This window comes from Salipiger pentaromativorans (assembly GCF_024721115.1).
GTDB lineage: Bacteria > Pseudomonadota > Alphaproteobacteria > Rhodobacterales > Rhodobacteraceae > Salipiger > Salipiger pentaromativorans.
The window spans coordinates 35335-54603 of sequence record NZ_JAMDHK010000020.1 but is presented as its reverse complement, the minus strand read 5'-3'; the positions used below and the strand labels follow the sequence as shown (position 1 = coordinate 54603).

The following is a 19269-nucleotide window of genomic DNA, read 5'->3' as shown; positions in this document are numbered from 1 at the left end:
GTCGCGCGGGTTTGCGGAGGGGCGGTTTTTCTGACCGGGGGGCGCATTCGGTGCATGCCGCCACTTGCCAGCTATGTTCACTGATGCTATCAATATATTGCTTTCAGGCTATCAGTTGATGCCGAGAGCGATCACAATGGACCGGAGGAGGGCGGGAGGGCCCGAACCTCCAACCCCAGGGAGGACATCAGGATGAACCATTTTGCCGCTTTCGCGGCCGCAGCCGTATTGTCGGCCGCCGCCGCGCATGCCGAGACTTACACGCTACAGACATTCGTCAACCTTCAGGCGCCCTCCATCGGGCCGAGCCCGGTGCATTGGGCCGAGCGCGTGTCGCTGATGTCGGGCGGCGACATCCGGGTCGAGGTGCATGAGCCGGGCGCCTTCGTGCCGCCCTACGAGCTGTTCGGCGCGGTCAGCTCCGGCGCGCTCGACATGGGCTATGACTGGGCCGGTTACTGGGCCTCGCAGATCCCCGTCGCCTCGATCATCGCGGCGATGCCCTTCGGCCCGTCGCCGGATGTGACGCTGGCCTGGATGTTCTACGGCGGCGGCAAGGAGATCATCCAGAAAGCCTATGACCCGTTCAATGTGCATTACCTGCCCTGCCATGTGCCGATTTCGGAGGCCGGGGGCTGGTTCAACAAGGAAATCAACACGGTCGAAGACTTCAGGGGGATGAACATCCGCTTTGCCGGGCTGGGCGGCAAGGTTCTGGCCAAGCTCGGCGCCAACACCCAGGCGATTCCGCCGGGCGAGATCTATCTCGGGCTTGAAACCGGGCGGCTGGATGCCACCGAGTTCGGCACGCCGCAGCTCGATGTCGGGATGGGGTTCCAGGATGTGGCCAAATATTACTACTTCCCCGGCTGGCATCAGGTCGCGACCTGGAATTCCATCATCGTGAACGGCGATGTCTGGAACCGCATGGGCGAGAAGAACCAGACGATCCTGGAAGAAGCCTGCCTGGCGAATATCGCGTTCAATCTGGCGGATATGGTGAATGCGCAGGCCGGGGCCATCGCCCAGATTCGCGAGGCCGGGGTGGAGATTCGCCGGTTCCCCGACGAGGTGTTGCAGGATCTGCGCGTGGCCTCGGACGAGGTGCTCGAGGAGGAGGCCGCCAAGGACCCGCTTTTCGCCGAGGCGCTGGCGTCGATCCGCAATTATGTCGATACGGTCGGCGAATGGGCCGAGTTGCAGGCGATCCCGCCGCGCAAGGACTGACGCCGCGCCGGCGGGCGCCCGAGACGGCGCCCGCCCACACGTCTCTGCACCATCCATCAGGGAGGGGCCGGAATGGCGCCATCTGACTCCATGACACTTCGTATCCTCGCGCTTGCCCGCAGCCTGCTGTGCCTGCCCGGCAAGATCGCATCCTGGCTGATCCTGCCGCTTGTGCTGACCATCCTTCTGTCGGTGATCGCCGCAATCATGGGCTGGTCGACCCTCATCGACTGGGAGGGCGAGCTGCCGATCCTCGGCTCGGCACTCACGGTCAACAGCCTGCTCGACCTGCAATGGTATTCCTTTGCGCTGATCGTGCTGTTCGGCGGCGTCTGGGCGTTTTTCGAAGACCGCCACGTCACCGTCGATTTCCTTGCGCTGCATTTCTCGCCGCGGGCGCGGGCGCTGATCTCGCTGTTCGGAGACCTGTTCCTGCTGCTGCCGCTCTGCGCGCTCTGCATCTGGTACGGCAGCCGCTTTGCCGGGATCGCCTGGCGCACGGGCGAGGGATCGACCCAGGGCGGGCTCGAGGCGCATTGGCTGATCAAGGGGGCAGTGCCGGTGTCTTTCGCACTGCTGGGCCTCGCCGGCATCGTCCGCATGATCACCACGCTGCGCGAACTGCGCCAAAACACGTTCCACGAGATCGAAACACATCATGATAGCTGATTTTCTCTGGCCCGGCGGGATGCTCGTCGCGCTGATCCTGCTGCTGTTCAGCGGCTACCCCGTCGGGTTCTCGCTTGCGGGGGTCGGCATCCTTTTCGCGGTCTTCGCCGACGTGCCCATGGTGTTCCTCTCCATGGGGGTGCAGCGGATCTATTCGGGGACGCTGACCAACTGGCTGCTCGCCGCGATCCCGCTGTTCATCTACATGGGGCTGATGCTGGAAAGCTCGGGCATCGCCGAGCGGCTGATGCGGTCACTGGCGGCGCTGGCGGGGCGGCTGCCCGGAGGCTATGCCTTTGCGGTTGCGGTGATCGGCGTGGTGATGGCCGCCTCAACCGGGATCATCGGCGCCTCGGTGGTGCTGATGGGGATGATGTCGCTGCCGGCGATGAAAAAGGCCGGCTACGACATGCGCATGGCCACCGGCATCGTGGCGGCCTCGGGCACGCTGGGCATTCTCATCCCGCCCTCGATCATGCTGATCATCCTGGGCGACCAGCTTCGGGTGCCGATCGGTGATCTGTTCATGGGCGCGGTCTATCCCGGGCTGCTGCTGGCGGGGATGTATTTCCTCTATATCATCCTGGTGGCGATCTTCTCGCCCAAGCGGATGCCGCCGCCGCCGCAGGCCGATCCGGTGCCGGCGTGGAAAGCGGTGCTGTCGCTGCTGCTGGATCTGGTGGCGCCGATGCTGCTGATCCTGTCGGTGCTGGGCACCATCATCGCCGGGGTCGCGACACCGACCGAATCCGCCGCCATCGGGGCCTTTGGCGCGACGCTGCTGGCTTTCGTCTCGGGCAAGCTGTCCTTTGCGACGCTGCGCCGGGCGGTGTTCGAGACCACCAAGACCACCGGCATGGTGTCCTTCGTGATGATCGGCGCCACGGTGTTCAGCCTGGTGTTCCGCAAGCTGGGCGGCGATGCGATGATCGCCGATCTGTTCCATTTCGGCGATGTCAGCCCCTATGTGACGCTGGCGGTGGTGATGGCGCTGATCTTTGTGCTGGGGTTCTTCCTCGACTGGATCGAGATCACGCTGGTGGTCATCCCCATCGTGATGCCCATTGTCGCGCGGCTCGATTTCGGCCTGCCGGCCAGCGATGTCACGCTGTGGTTCGCCATCGCGCTTGCGGTGAACCTGCAAACCTCGTTCCTGACCCCGCCCTTCGGCTACGCGCTGTTCTACCTGCGCGGGGTGGATACGAGCATTCCCATCGGCACGATTTACCGGGGCATCCTGCCCTTCGTGGCGATCCAGGTGATCGCGCTGATCCTGGTGGTCGCGCTGCCGCAGATCGTGCTGCATCTGCCCGCGGCGCTGCGCTAGCCGCCGGGGCGGGGCGGCCATGCGCCCGCCCCGCCCGCCTTTCCCACCCACCGGCACAAAGGCTGTTGCGACGGCGCGTTTCGCGCCGCGGGAGAGCCTTGCCTGCCGGTCCCTGCCAACCCAAAGGAGACCTACCATGATCACCCGTTTCGGCCTGCTCAAGCGCAGCCCCAAGATGACCCCCGAGGCGTTCGATGCCTATTGGCGCGACGTGCATGGCCCGCTTGCCACCGCGCTGCCCAATCTGAAAGCCTATTTCCATCACACGGTTGTCGAGCGCGGCGATCACGCGATCCTCGGCCCCTGGGAACTCGACGGGCTTTCGGAGCTGCATTTCGACGATCTGGAGAGCATGCGGGCGGCCTTTGCCACGGCTTCGGGCGAAGAGGCCAAGGACGACCTGTCGCTGTTTCTCGAGGATATGCATCTGGTGGTCTGCGAGCAGCACGCGGTGATCCCCGCGCAGCTTCCCGAGGGGCCGGTTGTCAGCCGCATGTCGCTGATCAAGCGCAAGCCGGGGATGAGCGACGAGGCTTTCCGCCGCGAATGGCTCGAGGTGCATGCCGAGATGATGCACAAATGGCCGAACGTTCTGGGTTACAACCAGAATCTCGTCATCGACCGGTTTCATACGACCACCGCGCAAAGCGCGACCTATGACGAGGTGCCGGTGGACGGGATCGTGCAGATCTGGTTCCCGAGCGAGGAAAAGGCCGCCGAGACCCATGCGACCGAAATCGTCGCCGAGACGCTGGCCCATGCCCGCGATTTCCTGAGCGAGATCACCCCGTTTCTGGTGCGCACGCGGCGCATTGTCTGACGCCTGTGCCCATGCCCGGCCCCGGCGGGCCGGGCAAACCCGTGCGGGGCGCGGCCGTGCTCCGCCATCCTTGGAGGGAGCCTGCCGACATGAAGATCTATGGCATGATCACATCGCCGTTTCTGCGCAAGGTGATGATCGCGGCGCATGAGCTGGGGTTGAGCGAGCGCATCGAACTGGTGCCCACGATGGTGCGCATCGACGCGCCAAGCCCCGCGTTCAGCGCGGTCAATCCGCTGCTGCGCATTCCGGCGCTGGAAACCGACGACGGCGAGATGCTGATCGATTCCACCGCCATCTGCGACTATCTCGACGATCTGGCCGGCGGCGGGCATCTGGTGCCCCGGAGCGGCCGGGCGCGGCGTGACGAGCTGAAACGTCACGCGGTGGCGAACGGGCTGGCGGAGGTCACGGTCCAGTGGCGTTTCGAGATCCTGCGCCCGGAGCCGTTGCGCAGTCGGGACTGGATGGACGGGTTCGCGGTCAAGGTCGATGCGGGTCTGCGATGGCTCGACGAGACCCTGCCCGAGCTGCGCCCGGCGCCGCTTGGGCTCGGGGCGATTGCGGCGGGCACGGTGCTGACCTTCTACGACCTGCGCTTTCCCGAGCTTGCCTGGCGGCAGCGAGCGCCGGCGCTGGCGGAATGGCATGCGGCCTTCGAGGCCCGGCCATCGGCACGGGCCTTTCCGGTCGCCCCGTAGCGCGGCCCGGCAGGGGCGGCGCTACGGGTGTCGCCCCGGTTATTCGCGGGGCGGCTGGTTCAGGCTGCGCTGGACGGTGGGGCGCGCGAGGCAGCGGTCGAGCCAGCCCATCACATGGGGCAGCTTGCTCAGGCCGAGCGCGTCGTCTTCGTTGAAATAATCCCGCGCGGTGCGCACCCAGGGGAAATTCGCCAGATCGGCGATGGTGAAGTCTTCGCCCATGATGTTGGGGCGATCCGCCAGGCGCCTTTCCAGCACGTTGAGCAGGCGCACCGTCTCGTTGAAATAGCGCTCGCGGGGGAGAGGGTCTGTCATCTCGGCGCCGCCGCCGCGCAGGAAGAAGGCGTATTGGCCGAACATCGGCCCGATGCCCGCCATCTGGAACATGACCCACTGGATCGTCTCGTAGCGCTGCGCGAGATCGTCGGGCAGGAAGCGGCCTGTCTTTTCGGCCAGATAGATCAGGATCGCGCCGGATTCCCACAGGCCGAAGGCGCCGCCGCCGGGCCCGTCCGGGTCGATGATCGCCGGGATCTTGCCGTTGATATTGAGGGTCTTGAATTCGGGCGACCCCGCTTCCGAGAGCTTCACGGTATGCGCGTCATAGGGCAGCCCGCATTCCTCGAGCATGGCGGACACCTTGACGCCGTTGGGCGTGGGAAAGGAATAGAGCTGGATCGCGCCGGGGGTGCGTGGCGCCCAGCGTTGGGCGATGGGGAAATCGCCGAGGGTCTTCTGGGTCATGGCAAAAGCTCCGCTGGCGGGTGCCTTTGGGCGGCACCCGCGGGTGAAGGGGGTGAGGCCGGGGCCTCGGAAGTTGGTGAAAAGGGTGATCCGGGGTCAGATCACTTCGATTTCCTCGACCATGTAGGTGGTCGCCGCGCGCAGGAAGACGTCGCCATGCGCGACGGTGGATTTCGCCTGCGGCGAGGCAAAGGCCGCCTCCATCGACTCCTTGTCGTCGAACCACATTTCCAGGATGCCGGTGCAGTGAATGCCGGCGTCTGTCACCGGACCCGCGGGCAGCGGCAGGTTGGCGACGATCAGGTGCTGGAGATAGCCGCGCAGCCCGGGGAATTCCATCACCATCGCCGCGTGTTCGTCGAACCAGTGAAAGCGGAAGTCCTTTTCGCTCATGCCCTCCTTGCCGTAGAGCAGGGTCATGCGCTTGACGCCCTTGCCGGTCAGGGATTTCTCCATCACCGGATTGGTTTCGACCGCATATTGCGACATGGCGCCGGTGAATTCGGGCAGATCGCCAAAGGCCGCGCGGTATTCCGGGGTGCTGCTGGCCTCCTTCATCGCCGCTTCATCGGCGAACCAGAGCTGCGCGAACCCGTCCACTTCGGAGCCGCCGCGCGTGTGTTTGACCATCTGGCTGGTGTCGATCACATGGTTCTGCTGATAGCGCAGAAGCCCCGGCACCTTGGCGGCCAGCGGCGCGTGGATGTCGCGCCAATGTTGCGAAAACTGCGGGCGCGAGATGTCGGCACGCCGCTGGAGACAGCTAAGACGCTGAATCATGGTTGGTCCTCCCAATGTGTGACTGTCTTGCCCCAGAGGGGCCGTGGCCGGTTCAGCCGGCCAGGAACCCGCCGTCGATCGGCAGGGTGGCCCCGGTCACGTAGCTTGCCGCATCCGAGACCAGGTATTCGATGGCGCCGACCAGCTCTTCGGGCTTGCCGACGCGGCGCATCGGCACGCGTTGCAGGAAATAGCCGAGCTTGTCCGCGTCCTTGCGCGTGTCCTGGGTCATCCGTGTCTCGATGATCCCAGGGGCGATGGCATTGGCGCGGATGCCCTCGGGGGCCAGATCCAGCGCGAGCCCCTGGGTGAATTGCTTCACCGCGCCTTTCGAGGCGTTGTAGGCCACGTTGTTCGGGGTGGCGATGAAGGAGGCCACCGAAGCGATGTTGACGATGGAGCCCCTGGTGCTGCGCAGCGCGGGCAGGAAGGCGCGGGTGGTGTTGATCATGCCGGTGACATTGACCGCGAAGGTGGCGTCGAGGCTGTCGTAAAGAGCCTCGTCGGCGATCCCGCCGCGCCGCACGATGCCGGCATTGTTCACCAAGGCCGCGATCTCGCCGAGATCGGCGGCAATCGCCCGGGCCACCTGTTCGCAGGCGGCCAGATCGGAAACGTCGCAGCGATAGGCGCGCGCGTCGCGCCCCTCGGCGCGAATATCCGCCGCGCTCTCTTCCGCAGCTTCGGCATCGACATCCAGAACCGCGACGGCCCAGCCCGCCCGCGCCAGACCCAGCGCGATGGCGCGCCCGTTGCCGTGCCCGGCGCCCGTCACCGCGGCGCATTTCCTCTCTGACATATGTTTCTCCTCCCGATGAATGGTCTAGCCGTGCCTTCGAAGCTGCCCAGCCGTCGAATTGCGCACAACGGTTTCCGGCGAGCGGCTGATGAGCTTCGCCGTTTTCTCAAGTGTTTTCATAAAGTTGGTAAGGGCAGGGGAGAGATAGCTCTCCTTGCGCCAGACCATGCTGACGGGTTCGAGCGTCAGCGGGCAGTCGATGGCCAGGGTGGTGAACCCCTCGGTGATCTCGCAGCGCCGGGCGAGGCTGTCGGCCAGCGGCGTCACCGCATCCGTCGCGCTGACAAGGCCGATGATCAGCGGCACCGACAGGGTTTCCAGGACACCGGCCTCGAACCGCAGCCCGTCCTTGTAGAATTGCGCCTCGATCTGCTTGCGGGCGGTAAACTCCGCGGTCGGCAGGATCCATTGATATTTTGCCAGATGCGCCAGGCTCAGATCGGCGACATCGGCCAGCGGATGGCCGCCGCGTGCGACGATGCGGATGGGTTCGTCGTAGAGCTCGGTCGCGTCGAGCTGGAAATGCCCCTCGGCGGGCAGGCGCAGGATGGCGGCATCGAGATGCCCCATCGTCAGATCGTTGATCAGCCGGTCGCTGGTGTCGTCGCGGATCGAGAAGGTGACACCGGGGTTTGCCTTCTGGAACACCGCGATGGCCTGCGGCGCCAGAACGGCGGCGGCCACCGAGGCGATGCCGAGGCGGATCAGCCCGGTGCTGCCGCGCCCGATGGCGTCCAGCTCTTCGGTCACCCGGTCGAGGCTGGCAAGGATCTGCGCCGCCTGCCGGACCAGCACCAGGCCCTCGTTGGTCGGTTCCATCGACCGGGTGGTGCGGGCGAAGAGGCTGACGCCCAGGCTTTTCTCGATCCCGGCGAGTTGCCGCGACAGGACCGATTGCAGCACGCCCAGTTCGGTCGCCGTCTCGCCCATGTTTCGGTGCCGCTCCAGCGCGACCAGCATTTCACATACGCGCGGTGTCAGCGGACTGCTGGAATGCTGTGCCCGTCTGTTTTCGGTCTCGGAAGCCATTCTGATCCTCTTCTCTTTACCAACAGGGCCGTTGGCATCCGAATTTGCGCATACTAGCTATCAAATAATACCATTGAAGCTAATAGTGCAAGTGCGAAAGCGGGCCCACAGTGATTCTGTCGTGCAAGGTAGCGCGTTTGGCGGGGCTGTGCGGTGTGTCACGCGCGGCGGCGGATCTCTTCGGGGGGAGGGTCTGGCCGCTGTGCCGCACCGTCAGGACGCGGATCCCGGTGATGGGATTTCGCAATGGGGAATGGGTTTTCCCATGGTGAAGGGCGCGCCTGCGGGCGGTGACGGCCGCTGCGGGAGGTTCCTGGAAAGAAGGGTCGGGAGAGGCTGTGGAAGTTTCCGCTTGGCATCGCGTCACGATTTGTTAAGATCAAATCGCTTCGCAATTACCGAATTACTGAGCGGCAGGCGCCCGAGGATCGGGTGTCGGGCCGGAAAGGGAGGAACCATGCTAGGGATCAAGGGGCAGGTGGCGGTGGTGACCGGCGCCGCGCAGGGCAATGGCAAGGCCATCGCCTTCGGGCTGGCCGAACAGGGCGCGCGCGTCGCGGTTTGCGACATTCAGAAAGACGCGGTGGCCGAGGTCGCCCGCGAGATCGTGGCGGCGGGCGGCGAGGCCATCGCTCTGGTGCTCGACGTGGCCGACCGGGCCTCTTGCGGGGCGGTCGCCGAAGAGGTCCGGGCGCAGTTCGGTGCCGACACCGCAATTCTGGTGAACAATGCCGGGATCATCCGGCGCACCGCGCCGGAGACCGAGAGCTTCGAGGCCGACTGGGACATGGTGATGCAGGTGAACGCCACCGGCTGCATGAACATGGTGCGCGCCTTCCTGCCGCAGCTCAAGGAGAGCAAGGGCCGGATCGTCAATCTCGGCTCGATCATGTCGGTCTCCGGCGGCCCCGGCCTGGTGGCCTATGCGGCCTCCAAGGGCGCGGTGCTTCAGATGACCCGCGCGCTGGTGCATGACCTGTCGGAACACGGCATCCGCGTGAATGCCATCGCGCCGGGGGTGATCGAGACGCCGATGACCGCCGCCACCCGCGAAAACCCCGACGCCATCGGGCGGTTCATGGCGCATACGCCGATGCGGCGGCCCGGCCAGCCTTCCGAGCTGATCGGCCCGGTGCTGTTCCTGGCCTCCGAGGCGTCGAGCTATGTGACCGGCGTGCTGCTGCCGGTCGATGGCGGATACCTGACCGCATGAGGATGCAAGAGATGAAACGGGAAGACGTGGACGTACTGGTGGTCGGCTCGGGTGCCGGGGGGCTTGCTTCGGCGGTCTCGGCGGTGCACCGGGGCCTCAAGGTGATCGTCGCCGAAAAGGAAGCCGTCTTCGGCGGCACCACCGCGCGGTCGGGCGGCTGGAGCTGGATTCCGAACAACGCCCCCGGCAAGCGTGCCGGGGTCGAGGACAGCGTCGAGAAGGCGCGGACCTATCTCAAGCACGAGACCAAGGAACATTACGATTCCGCCAAGGTCGAGGCGTTTCTGGAGGCCGGTCCCAAGGCGGTGGATTTCTTCGAAAGCCAGACCGCGCTGCAATTCGATCTGGGGCCGACCTTTTCGGATTATCACCCGACCGCGCCCGGCGGGCTCGACGGCGGCCGCTCCATCGTGGCGCGGCCCTTCGACGGGCGTGAGCTGGGGAAGGAGATCAAGCGGCTGCGTCCGCCGCTGCGCGAGATCACCGTGCTGGGCATGATGATCGGGTCCGGCAAGGAGCTGCTGCATTTCTTCAATGTCACGCGCTCGCCGATCTCGGCGCTGTTCGTCACCGGGCTGGTGGCGAAATTCGTCCGGGACGTGACCTTCCACGGGCGGTCCATGCGCCTGATGAACGGCAATGCGCTGATCGCACGGCTGGCGAAATCCTGCTTTGACAAGGGTGTGCCGATCTGGACCTCCTCGCCGGTGACATCGCTGATCCGCGACGACAGCGGCCGGGTCACCGGGGCCATCGTGAACCGCCCCGACGGGCCGGTCGAGGTGCATGCGCGCAAAGGCGTGGTACTGGCCGCCGGGGGCTTCCCGCAGGATGCGGTGCGGCGCAAGGCGCTGATGCCGCATGCGCCCAGCGGACACGAGCATGTCTCGCCGGCGCCGCCGGGCAACACCGGCGACGGGTTGCGTCTGGGCGAGGCGGTCGGTGCGACGGTCAAGACCGATCTGCCGAATTCCGCTGCCTGGGTGCCGGTGTCGCGCCCGCCGATGGGCAACGGGCTGCTGGGCACCTTCCCGCATTTCGTCGATCGCTCGAAACCCGGCGTGATCGCGGTGACCCGTTCGGGCAAGCGGTTCGTCAACGAGGCGCAGAGCTATCACGATTTCTGCCAGGCCATGGTCAAGCGCTGCCAGGAAGAGGGCGGCCCCGATGCCGAGCTTGCTGCCTGGTTCATCGCCGATCACCGGACCTTCCGCAAATATGGGCTGGGCTTTGCCAAACCCTCGCCGGTGCCCTACAAGCCGCTGATCAAGGCGGGCTATCTGATCCAGGGCAAGACCATCGCGGATCTGGCCCGTCAGATCGGCGCCGATCCGGTGCAGATGGAACAGACCGTGGCGGAGTTCAACAAGCACGCGGTCAAGGGTGAGGATCCCGAGTTCGGCAAGGGCTCGACGGCCTACAACCGTTCGTTGGGCGATCCGCAGCACAAGCCAAACCCCTGCGTGGCCCCGGTGAGGAAGGGGCCGTTCTATGCGGTGCGGCTCTATGTCGGCGATCTCGGCACCTTCGCGGGGCTGAAGACCAATGAATATGCCCAGGTGCTGAACGGCGAGGGTGCGCCCATCGGCGGGCTGTACTCGGCGGGCAACGACGCGGCCTCGATCATGGGCGGTAACTATCCCGGCGGCGGTATCACGCTCGGCCCGGCGCTGACCTTTGGCTATATCGCCGCCCGGCATATGGCGGGGGCCAATTCCTGATCTCTCCGGGGCAGGGGATATACAGGCGAAGGCCCCGCAGCATGCTGCGGGGCCTTTCTTGTGGCAAAGGGTGCCCGGGCGGTCGGGGCGGCGATCAGCCGCCCTTGAGCCGCTGCATGAGAACGACCTCGCTTTCGGGGCCTATCGGGCTGTGCCGCCCGGTGGCCATCTCGCCGTCGATCACCACCGACACGCCGGCATCGACGATCGGGGCGAGCCCGGGATAAGCCGCTTTCAGCCCGTCCAGAACCTGCCCGGCGGTCGCCGCCTCCAGCTCGACCACCCGCGCCCCGTCGGTGAAGCGGGTGAGGCTGGACCAGAGGTTGACCGCGACCACGGGCTCAGCCCCGACCGGCGGCCTTGAGCGCGGCCAGCACCTTGGGCGGGGTCATCGGCAGATGCGTCATGCGCAGGCCGGTGGCGTCCTGGATGGCGTTCGCGATGGCGGGCAGCGGCGGGGTGATCCCGGTTTCGCCCACACCGCGCACCCCGAACGGGTGGCCCGGGTTCGGCACCTCGACGATGACCGTGTCGATCATCGGCAGATCCGAGGCGACCGGCACGCGGTAATCGAGGAAGATGGCGTTTTGCAGCCGCCCGTCCTCGCCATAGATATACTCCTCGTTCAGCGCCCAGCCGATGCCCTGCACCGCGCCGCCCTGATACTGGCCTTCCACATAGGAAGGATGGATCGCGCGGCCCGCGTCCTGCACCACGAGATAGCGCAGGATGGTGGTGTGGCCGGTTTCGGGATCGACCTCGACATCCACGACATGGCAGCCGAAGCTGGCGCCGACGCCTTCGGGCAGACCTTCATGGTGGCCCGAGATCGGACCGCCGGTCTCGCCCATCTTGCCGGCGATTTCCCGGATGGTCAGCGGCGGGAATTTCCCGGCATTGGGTCCGGCGGGCTGCGCCGCGCCGTTCACCCATTCCACGGCGTCCTCGTCGATGCCCCATTCGGCGGCGGCGCGGCGGCACATTTCCTTGATGGCCTGGCCGGTCGCCACCACGGCGGCCTTGCCGCTGGCAAAGGTGGCGCGGCTGCCATGGGTCGGTTCGTTCACCCCCAGCGAGCCGGTCTCGACCACGTTGACCCGGACATCCTCGTAGGGAATGCCCAGCGTCTCGGCGACCATCAGCGCGATGGAGGCGCGGCTGCCGCCGATGTCGGGCGTGCCGACCGAGACCTGCGCGCTGCCGTCCTCGGAGATCGCCATCGAGACCGAGGTTTCGCCGCTGTGGTTGAACCAGTAGCCCGCCGCGATGCCGCGGCCCTGGTTCGGCCCGAGCGGCACCAGAAGGTTCGGGTGCGCCTTGGTGGCCTCGAGCGTTTCGATCAGCCCGATGGAGCCGAAGGTCGGGCCATAGCTTGCCCGGTCGCCTTCGCGCACGCCGTTGGTCAGGCGCACGTCGAGCGGATCGAGGCCCAGTTCGCGGGACATCTCATCGACAAGGCTTTCCACCGCGAAGGCGCCCATGGGCGAGCCCGGCGCGCGGTAGGCGGCGCATTTCGGACGGTTGGCCAGCACGTCATAACCGATGTGATGGACGTTCTTCAGCTTGTAGGGCGCAAAGGCGCAATAGAGTGCCATGTCCACCGGCGCGCCGGGGAAGGCGCCGCCCTGCATGCGGAACTCGGCCCGGGCGGCGGTGATCGTGCCGTCCTTCGTCATGCCGATCTTGACATCCATCGAGGCGGAGGCGGTCGGCCCGGTGGCACGCAGCACCTCGGAGCGGGTCATCACCAGCTTGACCGGGCGCCCGCCCGCCTTGCGCGAGAGCGCCAGCGACAACGGTTCCATGAAGATGGTGGTCTTGCCGCCGAAGCCGCCGCCGATCTCGGAGGGGGTCACGCGGAGCTGCGCGGTTTCCAGTCCCAGCACATCGGCGCACATCTTGCGGATGTACCATTGGCCCTGCGTGCAAACCCACATCTCGCCCTTGCCGTCGGCGCCAAGCTGGCCGACGCAGGCATGCGGCTCGATATAGCCCTGGTGGGTGGCCTCGGTCTTGTAGGAACGCTCCATCACCAGATCGGCCTCGGCAAAGCCGGCATCGACATCGCCATGGCCGAAGTCGATATAGCGCACCACATTGGCGGGCATGCCCTCGGGCACGGTGGCATCGGCGGCGCCCGGACGGATCGCCGGGGCGTCGGGCTTGATCGCGTCATCGACGTCGATCACATGCGGCAGCACCTCGTAATCCACCTCGATCAGCCGCGCGGCATCCTGCGCCAGCAGCGCCGAGGTCGCAGCGACGGCGGCCACGGCGTGGCCGTCATAGAGCGCCTTGTCTCCGGCGATGGTGTTTTCCTGAAGGTTCCATTCCTCGCCGGTCAGCCCCTCGGGGAAATCGGCACGGGTGACCACGGCCTTGACGCCCTCGAGCGCCTCGGCCTTGGATGTGTCGATCCGGAGGATACGGGCATGGGCGTGCGGCGAGCGCACGACCGCGGCCCAGAGCATGCCCGGCATCGACATGTCGGCGCCGTACCGCGCCCGGCCGGTGACCTTGTCGAGCCCGTCGGGACGGTCGGGGCGCGTGCCGACCAGCTTGAATTCGGTAAATTCGTCCTTCGCCATCACGCAGCCTCCCCGCGCAGTTCCGCCGCCGCATCCATCACGGCGCGGACGATCTTGTCATAGCCGGTGCAGCGGCAGAGGTTGCCCGCCAGCCAGTACCGGATTTCGGTTTCGGTGGGATTGTCGTTCTGCTCCAGCAGCGCCTTGGCGGCGACGAGGATGCCCGGTGTGCAGAAGCCGCATTGCAGCGCCGCATGTTCCACGAACTTGCGCTGGAGCGGGTGCAGCTCGTTGCCGTTGGCCATGCCCTCGATGGTCTCGACGGTCTTGCCCTCGGCCTCGACCCCCAGCACCAGGCAGGAACAGACGAGCGTGCCGTCCAGCCGCACGGAACAGGCGCCGCAATCGCCGGTGCCGCAGCCCTCTTTCGAGCCGGTCAGGCCGAGACGGTCGCGCAGACAGTCGAGCAGGCTTTCGCGCGGATCGGCGAGAAATTCGACCTGATCGCCATTGACGGTGGTGGTGACGTGGATCTTGCTCATGCCTCGGCTCCTTTCGCGCGTGCATAGGCGATCTTGGCAACGCGGCGGGCCAGAACGCCGGCCACTTCGGTGCGGAACTCGGCGGTGCCGCGCTTGTCGCTGATGGGGGTGCAGGCGGCTTCGACCGCCGTGGTGAGCGCCGCGAGCGCATCGTCGTCAAGCGTGGTGCCGGTGATCGCCGCCGCCGCTTCGGGCACCAGCAGAACCGTGGGCGCCACGGCCCCCAGCGCCACCCGCGCCGAGGCGATGCTGTTGCCGTCGAGGGTCAGGCTGATGGCGCAGCCGACGACCGCGATGTCCATCTCGGTGCGCGGGATAAAGCGCTGATAGGCGTCGCCGCCGGCTGTGCCGCGCGGCGGCAGCAGGATGGCGGAGATGACCTCGCCCGGTTGCAGGGTGGTCTTGCCCGGGCCGGCCGGGATGTCCTCGACCGGCGCGCTGCGCAGGCCCGAGGGGCCGGAGATTTCGACGGTGGCGCCGGCGGCGACCAGACCGGGGACCGAATCCGCGGCCGGAGAGCCGTTGCACAGGTTGCCGGTCAGCGTGGCGCGGCCCTGGACCTGGGTGGAGCCGACCAGCTCCATGCCCTCGACCACGCCGGGCCAGTCGGCGCAGAGGCCCGCATGTGCCCCGAGGCGCGCGCCCGGCACCGCGATGCCGATGCGCCAGCCGCCTTCTTCGGTCTGGGCGATCTCGCTGACGCCGGGGATTTTCTTGAGGTCGATCAGATCGTCGGGGATGACCGCGCCGGCGCGCATCTGGACAAGAACGTCGGTTCCGCCGGCCAGAAACCGCGTGATGCCCGATGCCTCTGCCGCAAGCCGCGCGGCATCTTCGAAAGTTGAGGGGGTGTGGTATCGCATGGGCTCTCCATTGGTATTCGGTCCGGTCGCCGGAAGTGCGAGGGATCAAAAAGGCGTCGGGGCGCACGATGCCGTGCGCCCCGGGGTTTTGCAATGTCCGAACCGAATTGCGAGAGAGAGCCCAGCGTTGCGGGTCAGCTTTCTTCGAATTCCTTGGCATGCAGCCAGTCGGCGTGTTTCGGCGCGCGCTTGGTGCGGCTCCATTCCTCGAGCATGTCCCATTTGACCGCATCGAGCCGGGCGAGGTTCTTGTCCTGATCCGGGTCCGGCGCCGCCAGTTCGACGCGATGGCCGTTGGGATCGAAGAAATAGATCGAGTGAAAGATCGTGTGGTCGGTCACGCCCAGCACCTCGACACCGTTCTTCTCCAGATGGTCGCGGTATTCCAGCAGTGCGTCGCGGTCCTTTACCTGGAAGGCGATGTGCTGGACCCAGGGCGGGGTGTTCTCGTCCCGGCCCATCTCGGGCTTGGTCGGTAGCTCGAAGAAGGCGAGGATATTGCCGTCGCCCGCATCGAGGAAGAGATGCATGTAGGGATCGGGCTCGTGGGTCGAGGGAACCTGGTCCTCGGCGATGGCCAGCACGAAATCCATGTTCAGCATCTTGGTGTAGAACTCGACCGTCTCCTTGGCGTCCTTGCAGCGGTAGGCGACGTGGTGAATGCGTTCGATCTTCATCTGTTCGGCTCCATTAGTTGCATTTGCAACTAATATCGGAATCGCGCATCCGGTAACTTGATCCAAATCAATTCGGCCATGACAAATCCCCTGCATGGCGTGGTTCTGCGGCCTGTCCGAAACGCAACGGGGCGCCGCTGCCCGTGTCGGACGGCGGCGCCCCGGCGCATGTCTTTGTCTGTGCGCGTTAGCGCAGCATGGCGTGGGGAATCCACAGCGCGATCTGCGGGAACATCATCACCAGCGCCAGCGCGAAGAGCTGCAACAGGACGAAGGGGATGATGCCCTTATAGACCTGACCCAGCCGCACCTGCGGCGGCGCCACGGCCTTGAGATAGAACAGCGAGGGGCCCATCGGCGGCGTCATGAACGAGGTTTGCAGGTTGATCGCCAGCATGATCGCGAACCAGTAGGGCAGATCCGCACGGGCGACGTGATCGCCGAAATCGAGGTTCAGGATGATCGGCGAAAACACCGGCAGCACGATCAGCGTGATCTCGATCCAGTCGAAGAAGAACCCCAGCAGGAACACCAGCGCCAGCACGATGATCAGCAGATGCCAGGGCGTCAGCTCCATCGCGGTGACGATGTCGGTCACCAGATGCTCGCCGCCCAGCAGCCGGAAGGTGAGGGCAAAGGCGGTGGCCGCGACCACGATCATGAAGATCATGCCGGTGGTCAGCGCGGATTCGCGGGTGGCAAGCAGGGTGGTGCCCCACCAGCCGCGGTTCTCGGCGGCAAAGCGCGCCAGCAGGCCGCCTTTCACCGCGTTCGCGGCGGCGCCGTCGATGGCGAAGCGGGTAAAGCTGAGCAGGGCATAGATGCCCGGCCGCACCACGAAGGCCAGCAGCAGCGACCCCGCCGCGCCGATGCCCGCGGATTCCGTCGGCGTGGCCCAGCCGAAGATGATCGAGCCCAGCACGCAGAAGATCAGCAGGAAGGCAGGCACCAGGCCGACCGCAAGCGTGACGATGAGCTGCCCCCAGCCGGTCTCCGAGGGGCCGCGCCGCGCGGGCGGGGCAGCCTTGGGCGACAGAATGCTCAGCACGAGGATATAAAGCAGATAGAGAATGCCCAGCATGAGGCCGGGGCCGAAGGCGGCCATGAACATGGTGCCCACCGAGCGCGACAGAAGGTCGGCGATGATCACCAGCATGATCGACGGCGGGATGAGAATGCCCAGCGTCCCCGAGGCGGCGATGGTGCCGGTGGCGAGCCCCACCGAATAGCGCTTGTCCAGCATCACCGGCAGCGCCAGCAGGCTGAGCATCACCACCGAGGCGCCGACGATGCCGGTCGCGGCGGCGAGGATGATCCCCAGCAGCGTCACCGACAGTGCCAGCCCGCCCGGCACCCGCTCCAGCGCGCGGTTGAGGCTGTTGAGCATGTCCTTGGCGACGCCCGCCTTTTCCAGCACCAGCCCCATGAAGACAAACAGCGGCACGGTGGTCAGCGTCAGGTTCTCGGCGGCGCCGGCCCACATCCGCTGGGTGATGGAATAAAGCTGGATCGGGATCAGCTCGCCCAGGGCGATGCCGATCAGCGCATAGGCCACGCCGACCCCGCCCAGCACAAAGGCCACGGGAAAGCCGGTGAACAGCAGAACGGCCATGGTGCCGAACATGAAGAACGGCAGATACTCGACGAACAGCGTCACAGCCCGCCCCTTTCAGTAGACTCGAGGTCCGCCCGGTGCGGGTCGGACAGCGCCGCGATGGCACGGCAGCCTCGGCTGATCCCGGCCAGCGCCAGCAGATACAGCCCGAGCGGCAGCATCGACTTGATCGCCCAGCGGAAGGGCAGCCCGTCGATGGATTGCGACACCTCGTTGCGGATGAAGGAGGTGTAGGCGAATTTGGTCGCGAAATAGCCGGTGACCGCGCAGAACGGCAGCACCAGGAAGAGCACACCGAAGATCTCGACCAGCGCCTTGCCGCGCGGGCTCAGGGTCGCGTGGATCAGGTCGATCCGCACATGGCGGTTGTGGACAAAGGTCGTGCCCAGGAACAGCATGATGAGGATCGTGTGCAGATGCCACTCGGCTTCCTGAAGCTGGGTCGAGCCCATCTGGAAGAAGCGCCGTGTCAGCACGTCGAAGACCACGACGACGATCAGCCCCAGCAGGGCATAGGCGGCCAGCTTTGACAGGCCGTTCAGCAAGGCGTCGATGGCCTCGCTTACCTTCAGCAAAACGTTCATTTCCCCTCCCCACTGCCGCGCCGGGCGTGCAGACCAGTGTTTCGGTGTTGCACCTGCCGGTGTCTTGTTATGGCGCCGCAGAGCCCGGCGGGGCTCTGCGGCAAAACCCGTCCGTCCGGCGGGATTACTCGTCGCCGACGGGCTTCAGGTAGCCAAGCTGCTGCCAGCTCGCATAGCCGTCGCGGAACGCTGTGTAGGACTCCATCACCTTGGCGAACTTGGTGTTCTTGGCGCTTTCCTCGGCCGCGACCTCGTCCCAGGCGCCGCGCAGCGCGTCGAGGATCTCGTCGGACCACATCTTGATCTCAAGCCCCTCTTCGCCTTCCAGCTTGGTGATGGCGGCGGGCTGATCGGCGGCGCCGCGTGCCAGCGTGCGCAGGGTGGCTTCGCCGCAGGTCGTCTCGATGGCGAGCTGCTGCTGTTCGCTGAGCGCGTTCCAGGTGTCGAGGTTGATGATCAGGGAGTCGACCGAGACCTGCTGGTGCCAGCCGGGGAAGTAGGCGAAATTCGCCACCTGATCGAGACCGGCGGACACATCGACCGAGGGGCTGGCGTATTCGCCGCCGTCAATCACGCCGCGCTCCAGCGCCGCATAGACCTCGGAGCCGGGGATGAGCTGGATCGAGGCGCCGAGCTTGTCGAGCACGCGCCCGCCAAGGCCGAAATAGCGCAGCTTGAGCCCGGCCAGATCCTCGACGGTGTTGATGTCCTTCTTCATCCAGCCGGCGGTTTCGGGTGCACCCAGGGTGCAGACGAAGCCCTTGAGATTCAGATCGGCGAGGATCTCGTCATGCAGTTCCTGACCGCCGCCGTAGCGCATCCAGGCCATGAATTCGGTCGCCTGCGGGCCAAAGGGCACGGCGGTGAAGATCGTCATCGCGGGTTCGAGCCCCGCACCATAGCCGGGCGTGCCGAAGGCCATGTCCACGGCGCCCTGCGACACCGCATCGAAGTAATCGGTGCTGGGCACCAGCGCGCCCGGCTCGAACACGTCCACTTCCAGCGAGCCGCCGGTCAGTTTCTCGACCCGGTCCGCGATCCACGGAACGATGTCGCCGATCACCGGCGTGGTGGTCGGGAAGGCCGAGTGCAGCCGCAGCTTGCGGGTGTCCTGGGCCTGGGCCGCGCTTGCGGCGGTCAGGGCGATCACGGACGCCATCGTGGCCAGGCGAATGCCAGTCTTGAGTGTCATTGAATATCCTCCTCCTTGGTCCGGCGGGCCGCGCCCTCCGGGTTCTTGTGCGCTCTTCGCGAGCTGTTCCGGCAGTGCGATCACCGCGATCGCCTTGCCTCCTCCGGCGGGGCGTCTCCGCCCGACCCGGCCGCCGCATGGGCGCGATGGCCTTCGGTTCCCATCCTCGCGGAGCCTCCGCAAGTTCGTCGTTATTCGCGAAATGATTCACGATTGACTAATATTTGTCAACCTGGAA

19 protein-coding genes are annotated in these 19269 nt (G+C 66.1%); 7 read left to right on the top strand and 12 right to left on the bottom strand.

The features are described 5' to 3' along the window. Positions 1-192: 192 nt before the first annotated feature. The 5 genes from M4578_RS22680 to M4578_RS22660 all read left to right on the top strand — a co-directional run bounded on the left by M4578_RS22680 (position 193) and on the right by M4578_RS22660 (position 4744). Positions 193-1227 (top strand): TRAP transporter substrate-binding protein, encoded by a 1035-nt coding sequence (locus M4578_RS22680; RefSeq protein WP_258095421.1) that lies wholly within the window; start codon positions 193-195, stop codon positions 1225-1227. Positions 1228-1299: 72 nt separating this feature from the next. Further along, positions 1300-1896: a TRAP transporter small permease subunit gene (locus M4578_RS22675; protein ID WP_258095420.1), complete on the top strand. Its 597-nt coding sequence runs from the start codon at positions 1300-1302 to the stop codon at positions 1894-1896. Continuing rightward, entirely contained in the window at positions 1886-3223 is a 1338-nt protein-coding gene (locus M4578_RS22670) for a TRAP transporter large permease (protein WP_258095419.1), read from the top strand. The genes M4578_RS22675 and M4578_RS22670 overlap by 11 nt, the downstream gene beginning before the upstream one ends. A 136-nt stretch (positions 3224-3359) precedes the next feature. Next, positions 3360-4043 carry an EthD domain-containing protein gene (locus M4578_RS22665; RefSeq protein ID WP_258095418.1) on the top strand — a complete coding sequence of 228 codons (684 nt, stop codon included), beginning with the start codon at positions 3360-3362 and terminating at the stop codon, positions 4041-4043. Positions 4044-4132: 89 nt separating this feature from the next. Further along, the gene (locus M4578_RS22660) at positions 4133-4744 is read left to right on the top strand and encodes a glutathione S-transferase family protein (protein ID WP_258095417.1); all 612 of its coding nucleotides are present in this window, start codon (positions 4133-4135) and stop codon (positions 4742-4744) included. Positions 4745-4783: 39 nt separating this feature from the next. Here M4578_RS22660 and M4578_RS22655 read toward each other — a convergent pair whose 3' ends face one another. The 4 genes from M4578_RS22655 to M4578_RS22640 form a co-directional block, all read right to left on the bottom strand. Beyond that, positions 4784-5488: a glutathione S-transferase family protein gene (locus M4578_RS22655; RefSeq protein ID WP_258095416.1), complete on the bottom strand. Its 705-nt coding sequence runs from the start codon at positions 5486-5488 to the stop codon at positions 4784-4786. Positions 5489-5584: 96 nt separating this feature from the next. Then, positions 5585-6268, bottom strand: a complete 684-nt coding sequence (locus M4578_RS22650; RefSeq protein WP_258095415.1) for an EthD family reductase — start codon at positions 6266-6268, stop codon at positions 5585-5587. Between the two features lie 52 nt (positions 6269-6320). Further along, positions 6321-7067, bottom strand: a complete 747-nt coding sequence (locus M4578_RS22645; protein WP_258095414.1) for an SDR family NAD(P)-dependent oxidoreductase — start codon at positions 7065-7067, stop codon at positions 6321-6323. 24 nt (positions 7068-7091) lie between these two features. Next, a complete protein-coding gene (locus M4578_RS22640; protein WP_258095413.1) occupies positions 7092-8096 on the bottom strand; it encodes a LysR family transcriptional regulator in 1005 nt (334 codons plus the stop codon). 457 nt (positions 8097-8553) lie between these two features. Here M4578_RS22640 and M4578_RS22635 point away from each other — a divergent pair, with 457 nt between their 5' ends. Next, positions 8554-9309 carry an SDR family NAD(P)-dependent oxidoreductase gene (locus tag M4578_RS22635; RefSeq protein ID WP_258095412.1) on the top strand — a complete coding sequence of 252 codons (756 nt, stop codon included), beginning with the start codon at positions 8554-8556 and terminating at the stop codon, positions 9307-9309. An 11-nt stretch (positions 9310-9320) separates the two neighbouring features. Continuing rightward, on the top strand, positions 9321-11030 hold the full coding sequence (locus M4578_RS22630) for an FAD-dependent oxidoreductase (RefSeq protein WP_258095411.1): 1710 nt from the start codon (positions 9321-9323) through the stop codon (positions 11028-11030). 94 nt (positions 11031-11124) lie between these two features. Here the strand turns inward: M4578_RS22630 and M4578_RS22625 are convergent, their stop codons facing one another. From M4578_RS22625 to M4578_RS22590, 8 genes are all read right to left on the bottom strand, one after another. Then, complete coding sequence (locus M4578_RS22625) at positions 11125-11367, bottom strand: MoaD/ThiS family protein (protein ID WP_258095410.1); 243 nt, start codon at positions 11365-11367, stop codon at positions 11125-11127. Between the two features lie 4 nt (positions 11368-11371). Continuing rightward, positions 11372-13618, bottom strand: coding sequence for a xanthine dehydrogenase family protein molybdopterin-binding subunit (locus M4578_RS22620; RefSeq protein WP_258095409.1), 2247 nt, complete (start codon positions 13616-13618; stop codon positions 11372-11374). Further along, positions 13618-14100: a (2Fe-2S)-binding protein gene (locus tag M4578_RS22615; protein ID WP_258095408.1), complete on the bottom strand. Its 483-nt coding sequence runs from the start codon at positions 14098-14100 to the stop codon at positions 13618-13620. The genes M4578_RS22620 and M4578_RS22615 overlap by 1 nt, the downstream gene beginning before the upstream one ends. After that, positions 14097-14963 (bottom strand): FAD binding domain-containing protein, encoded by an 867-nt coding sequence (locus tag M4578_RS22610; RefSeq protein WP_258095407.1) that lies wholly within the window; start codon positions 14961-14963, stop codon positions 14097-14099. The genes M4578_RS22615 and M4578_RS22610 overlap by 4 nt, the downstream gene beginning before the upstream one ends. 134 nt (positions 14964-15097) lie before the next feature. Further along, positions 15098-15640, bottom strand: coding sequence for a VOC family protein (locus M4578_RS22605; RefSeq protein ID WP_258095406.1), 543 nt, complete (start codon positions 15638-15640; stop codon positions 15098-15100). Between the two features lie 187 nt (positions 15641-15827). Continuing rightward, positions 15828-17297, bottom strand: a complete 1470-nt coding sequence (locus M4578_RS22600; protein ID WP_258095405.1) for a TRAP transporter large permease — start codon at positions 17295-17297, stop codon at positions 15828-15830. Further along, positions 17294-17839 (bottom strand): TRAP transporter small permease subunit, encoded by a 546-nt coding sequence (locus M4578_RS22595; RefSeq protein ID WP_258095404.1) that lies wholly within the window; start codon positions 17837-17839, stop codon positions 17294-17296. Before M4578_RS22595 ends, M4578_RS22600 begins: the two co-directional genes overlap by 4 nt. A gap of 124 nt (positions 17840-17963) precedes the next feature. After that, on the bottom strand, positions 17964-19031 hold the full coding sequence (locus tag M4578_RS22590; RefSeq protein ID WP_258095403.1) for a TRAP transporter substrate-binding protein: 1068 nt from the start codon (positions 19029-19031) through the stop codon (positions 17964-17966). Positions 19032-19269: the final 238 nt, after the last annotated feature.